Here is a 4,848-nt window from a genome sequence, read left to right as displayed (position 1 = left end):
GGGCACCGTGGGGACGTCCGGGTCGCCGGTCTGTGGCCCAGTCTGGGGGCGGGCCGCCGCCGTGTGCGCGTAGTCGGCCGCCACCGCGAGGCCGTCGGCGAGCGTCGCCACGGCCGCCGCCCACGCGCGCTCGCGCGGCCGGCCGAGCTCCGCCCGCCGGCCCGGCTCGGGCGGCAGCGGCCACCAGCGCGCCAGCCACGCGGCGTCCGCGCCGCCGACCGGCGCGCCCAGCCGCTCCCGCCCGTCCGCCGTCACCAGGACGTACCGGGGGACGCCCGCCGCGTCCACCTCGGCGACGTCCAGCGGTACGTTGTCCAGCCACTCGTTGGCGAACAGCAGCCCGCGCACGCCGCGCGGCGGCTCCGCGCACCAGTGGATCCGCGGGTCGAGACCGGCCGGGCGGGCCGCCCGTTCCACCGCGTACGGCGTCAGCCGGACCGTCACCTGCTCCGGCAGCGCGGCCAGCACCCCGGTCAGCAACTCGCCCCGGCCCGCGCCCATGTCCACCAGCGCCAGCCGCTCCGGCCGCCCCAGCGCCGCGTCCACCCGCTCCAGCAGGCGGGCCACCGCGCCCGCGAACAGCGGCGAGGCGTGCACCGAGGTACGGAAGTGGGCGGCGGGCGCCTGCCGCAGAAAGAACCCGTCCGGCCCGTACAGCGCCCGCTCCGCCGCCGCCCGCCAGCCCGTCGCACCGCCGTTCGCCCCGCTCACCGGGCCCACAGTACGCCCGGGGAGGCGGTCCGGGTCCGTGTCCACCTTGGGGAGTAGCCGCCGGGCCCGCGGATCGGCCCTCCGGCTGACTCCCGGGCCGCACCCGCTCCCTACTCTGGGTGACATGAACCGGCTCTACGACTTCGTGCGCCGTCATCCCGGCTGGGTCGACGGATTCTGGGGCTTCGTATGGCTGATCTCCACCTTCGCGCTGCTGGGCGTCAGCCCGCCCGACTCCCCGTACCCGGGCTCCCAGGTCGGCGCCGTCATCACCGCCCTCGCCCTGACCGTCGCGCTCGCCTTCCGCCGCCGCGCCCCCGAGAAGATGCTGCTGCTGGGGGCCGCCTCCGGACTGTTCCAGCTGGCCGCCGACGTGCGGCCCATCCCGTCGGATTTCATCTTTCTCGTCCTCATCTTCACCGCCGCCTCCCGGCCGGTGCGCTGGGCCTCCCGGCTGGCCCTGGGCGCCTCCCTCACCGCGCCGAGTCTGGCGACCGTCCGCTGGTACGAGGCGGACCAGGAGACGCTGGCCGGCACCATCGTCTCCACGATCTTCGTCACCGTGGTGTTCCTGCTGGCCTGGGTGCTCGGCGACTCGCTGCGCACCCGCCGCGCCTACTACGCCGAACTGGAGGAGCGGGCGGCCCGGCTGGAGCGCGAGCGCGAGACCCAGTCCCGGATCGCCGTGGCCGCCGAACGCGCCCGCATCGCCCGGGAACTGCACGACGTCGTCGCCCACAACGTCTCGGTGATGGTGGTCCAGGCAGACGGCGCCGCCTACGTACTCGACACCCATCCCGAGCAGTGCCGCACCGCCCTGGCCACCATCTCCGGCACCGGCCGGCAGGCGCTGACCGAGATGCGCCGGCTGCTCGGGGTGCTGCGCGGCGACGGCACCGCCCAGGCCACCGCCACCGACTACGTGCCGCAACCCGGTGTCGAACAGCTGGCCGAGCTGGTCGATCAGGTGCGCGACACCGGGCTGCCCGTCGACTTCCGGATCAGCGGCACCCCCCGCCCGCTGCCCAGCGGCGTCGAACTCACCGCCTACCGCATCGTCCAGGAAGCGCTCACCAACACCCGCAAGCACGGCGGCCCCGACGCCGGTGCCCGCGTCTGCCTCGACTACCGGGACGACGCCCTCACCGTCCTCGCCGAGGACGACGGGCGCGGCGCGCAGCGCGAACTGTACGAGGCGCGCGGTGCCGACGGCCTCGGGCAGGGGCTCATCGGCATGCGGGAGCGGGTGGGGATGGTCGGCGGGGAACTGCTCGCAGGACCCCGGCCGGGCGGCGGCTTCCGCATCACCGCTACGTTGCCGATGGCCGCCAAGCCCTGAGGAAGGAACCCCCGTGACCCCACCGCCGCCCATCCGCGTGATGCTCGTCGACGACCAGGTGCTGCTGCGCACCGGCTTCCGGATGGTGCTCGACGCCCAGGAGGACATGACGGTCGCCGCCGAGGCGGGCGACGGCGTCGAGGCCCTGGAGGTGCTGCGCTCCACCGCCGTCGACGTGGTGCTGATGGACGTGCGCATGCCGCGCCTGGACGGCGTGGAGACCACCCGCCGGGTGTGCCGCGAGGGCGCCGGCGGGCCCGGCGAGCCCAAGGTGCTGATCCTCACCACCTTCGACCTCGACGAGTACGCCTTCTCCGGGCTGAAGGCCGGCGCCGCCGGGTTCATGCTCAAGGACGTGCCCCCCGACGAACTGCTGGCCGCCATCCGCGCCGTCCACAGCGGCGACGCGGTCGTCGCCCCCTCCACCACCCGGCGCCTCCTGGACCGCTTCATGTCGCTGATCCCGGCCGAACACCAGCCCGCCCACCCCGAACTCGGCCAGCTCACCGACCGCGAACGCGAGGTGCTGCTGCTTATCGCCCAGGGCCTGTCGAACGGCGAGATCGCCCAGCGGCTGTTCGTCTCCGAGGCCACCGTCAAGACCCACGTCGGGCGCATCCTCGCCAAGCTCCAGCTGCGCGACCGGGTGCAGGCCGTCGTCCTCGCCTACGAGACCGGCCTCGTACAGGCGGGAGGGAACGAACGGCGGCCGGGCCCGTAGCATGGCTGCGACGTCCGGTACCGAGCACACGGACCGGAACGGATGCGAAAGAGGCTGAGCGAGCGCCGTGAACGAGTCGTGACCACCTCCCGCCCCGCCCGGCTGGCCGTGGGCGTCGTCGGCGCCGGACGCGTCGGTCCCGCCCTGGCCGCCGCCCTCGCCCTGGCCGGCCACCGGCCGGTCGCCGCCTCCGGCGTCTCCGACGCCTCCCGGCGGCGCGCCGAGGCCCTGCTGCCCGGTGTGCCGCTGGTCGAGCCCGCCCAGGTCCTGGCCCGCGCCGAACTGGTGCTGCTGACCGTCCCGGACGACGTCCTGCCCGGGCTGGTCGCCGGCCTGGCCGAGACCGGCGCGATCCGCCCCGGGCAGCTCATCGCCCACGCCTCCGGCCGGTACGGCACCGCCGTCCTCGACCCCGCCACCCGGGCCGGCGGGCTGCCGCTGGCACTGCACCCGGTGATGACCTTCACCGGCACCCCGGTGGACGTCCAGCGGCTGGCCGGCTGCTCCTTCGGCGTCACCGCCCCCGACGAACTGCGGCTGGCGGCCGAGGCCCTGGTCATCGAGATGGGCGGCGAGCCCGAGTGGATCGCCGAGTCCGACCGCCCGCTCTACCACGCGGCCCTGGCCCTCGGCGCCAACCACCTGGTCACCCTGGTCGCCCAGTCGCTCGAACTGCTGCGCGCCGCCGGGGTCTCCGCCCCCGACCGGATGCTCGGCCCGCTGCTGGGCGCCGCCCTGGACAACGCGCTGCGCTCCGGCGACGCCGCCCTCACCGGCCCGGTGGCGCGCGGCGACGCCGGTACGGTCGCCGCGCACCTGGCCGAACTGCGGGCGCATGCCCCCGGCGCGCTGCCCGGCTATCTCGCGATGGCGCGCACCACCGCCGACCGGGCCCTGGACCACGGGCTGCTGCGCCCCGAGCTGGCGCAGGAACTCCTGGGCGTGCTGGCCGACGAGGCGGCGGACGAGGGAGAGAGGGACCGATGAGGATCGTGCACACCCCCGACGAGCTGGGCGCACCGTACGGCGCCGGCCCGCCGCGCGCCGTCGTCCCCACCATGGGCGCCCTGCACGAGGGCCACGCGGCGAACATCCGGGCGGCCCGGAAGCTGCTGCCGCCGGACGGCCTGGTGATCGTCACGGTGTACGTCAACCCGCTCCAGTTCGGCGCGGGCGAGGACTTCGACCGCTACCCGCGCACGCTGGAGGCGGACGCCCGGGTGGCGCGGGCCGCCGGCGCGGACCTCATCTTCGCGCCGTCCGACGCGCTCATGTACCCGGCGGGCGAGCCGCTGGTCCGGCTGAGCGCCGGCCCGCTGGGCGAGCCGCTGGAGGGCGCCTCCCGGCCCGGCCACTTCGACGGCGTGCTGACCGTCGTCGCCAAGCTGCTGCACCTGACGGCCCCGCGCTACGCGCTGTTCGGCGAGAAGGACGCGCAGCAACTGGCGCTGGTGCGCCGCATGGTCGCCGATCTGAACTTCCCGGTGGAGATCGTCGGCGTCCCCACGGTCCGCGAGGACGACGGCCTGGCGCTCTCCAGCCGCAACCGCTACCTCAGCCCGGCGGAGCGGCGCACCGCGCTCGCGCTCTCCCGCGCCCTGTTCGCCGCCCGCGACCGGCTCTCCGCCGAGGCCGCGCTCGCCGGCCGGGCGGAGGCGGCGGCCGCCCCGCACGGCGACCGGGCACGGCGGCTCGCCGCCCTGCACGAGGAACGCGCCTCCGCCGACGCCGCCGCCCTGGCCGCCGCGGCCGCCACCCGCCCCGGCTCGGCCGCCTCGGCCCGCGCCGCCGCCCACACCGTCCTCACCGAGGCGTCCCGGCGCACCCCGCCGCTGGAACTGGACTACCTGGCCCTGGTCGACCCGGCCACCTTCCGCGAGGTCCCCGACACCCACACCGGCGAGGCGATCATGGCGCTGGCCGCGCGGGTCGGCAGCACCCGGCTCATCGACAACACCCGCCTCACCCTGGGAGCGGCCGGTTGCACCCGGCCCGGCTTGGGCGGGGCCCCGCAGGTGAGTCTGAGCACCTTCAGACGCGCGCGACGGTGTGGCGGGTGTAGTTCGCGGTGGTCGTG

At 76.0% G+C, this 4,848-nt stretch carries 4 protein-coding genes and 1 pseudogene; 4 read left to right on the top strand and 1 reads right to left on the bottom strand.

Annotation, left to right across the window (positions count from 1 at the left end; genetic code table 11):
* The coding region (locus ACFV5N_RS24730) for an SAM-dependent methyltransferase (protein WP_385603852.1) at positions 1–711 on the bottom strand (711 nt) is incomplete at its 3' end.
* A gap of 124 nt (positions 712–835) precedes the next feature.
* Between ACFV5N_RS24730 and ACFV5N_RS24725 the strand changes: the two genes are divergently transcribed.
* The 4 genes and pseudogenes from ACFV5N_RS24725 to panC all read left to right on the top strand — a co-directional run.
* On the top strand, positions 836–2,050 hold the full coding sequence (locus ACFV5N_RS24725; protein WP_385603850.1) for a sensor histidine kinase: 1,215 nt from the start codon (positions 836–838) through the stop codon (positions 2,048–2,050).
* Between the two features lie 40 nt (positions 2,051–2,090).
* Positions 2,091–2,771, top strand: coding sequence for a response regulator (locus ACFV5N_RS24720; RefSeq protein ID WP_385603854.1), 681 nt, complete (start codon positions 2,091–2,093; stop codon positions 2,769–2,771).
* Between the two features lie 78 nt (positions 2,772–2,849).
* Complete coding sequence (locus ACFV5N_RS24715; RefSeq protein WP_385603847.1) at positions 2,850–3,758, top strand: Rossmann-like and DUF2520 domain-containing protein; 909 nt, start codon at positions 2,850–2,852, stop codon at positions 3,756–3,758.
* Positions 3,755–4,750: pseudogene (gene panC, locus ACFV5N_RS24710) on the top strand (pantoate--beta-alanine ligase); the annotation flags it as partial. The gene ACFV5N_RS24715 and the pseudogene panC, both read left to right, overlap by 4 nt.
* Positions 4,751–4,848: the final 98 nt, after the last annotated feature.

Source organism: Streptomyces sp. NPDC059853, from assembly GCF_042731495.1.
Classification (GTDB): Bacteria; Actinomycetota; Actinomycetes; order Streptomycetales; family Streptomycetaceae; genus Streptomyces.
Note: the sequence above shows the minus strand (reverse complement) of the source record. Positions and strands in the feature narration are given on the sequence as shown.

What these genes read in the sequence shown, in the direction of transcription:
- ACFV5N_RS24725 (WP_385603850.1), top strand. Translation starts at nt 836, where the DNA reads ATGAACCGGCTCTACGACTTCGTGCGCCGTCATCCCGGCTGGGTCGAC.
- ACFV5N_RS24720 (WP_385603854.1), top strand. Translation starts at nt 2,091, where the DNA reads ATGCTCGTCGACGACCAGGTGCTGCTGCGCACCGGCTTCCGGATGGTG.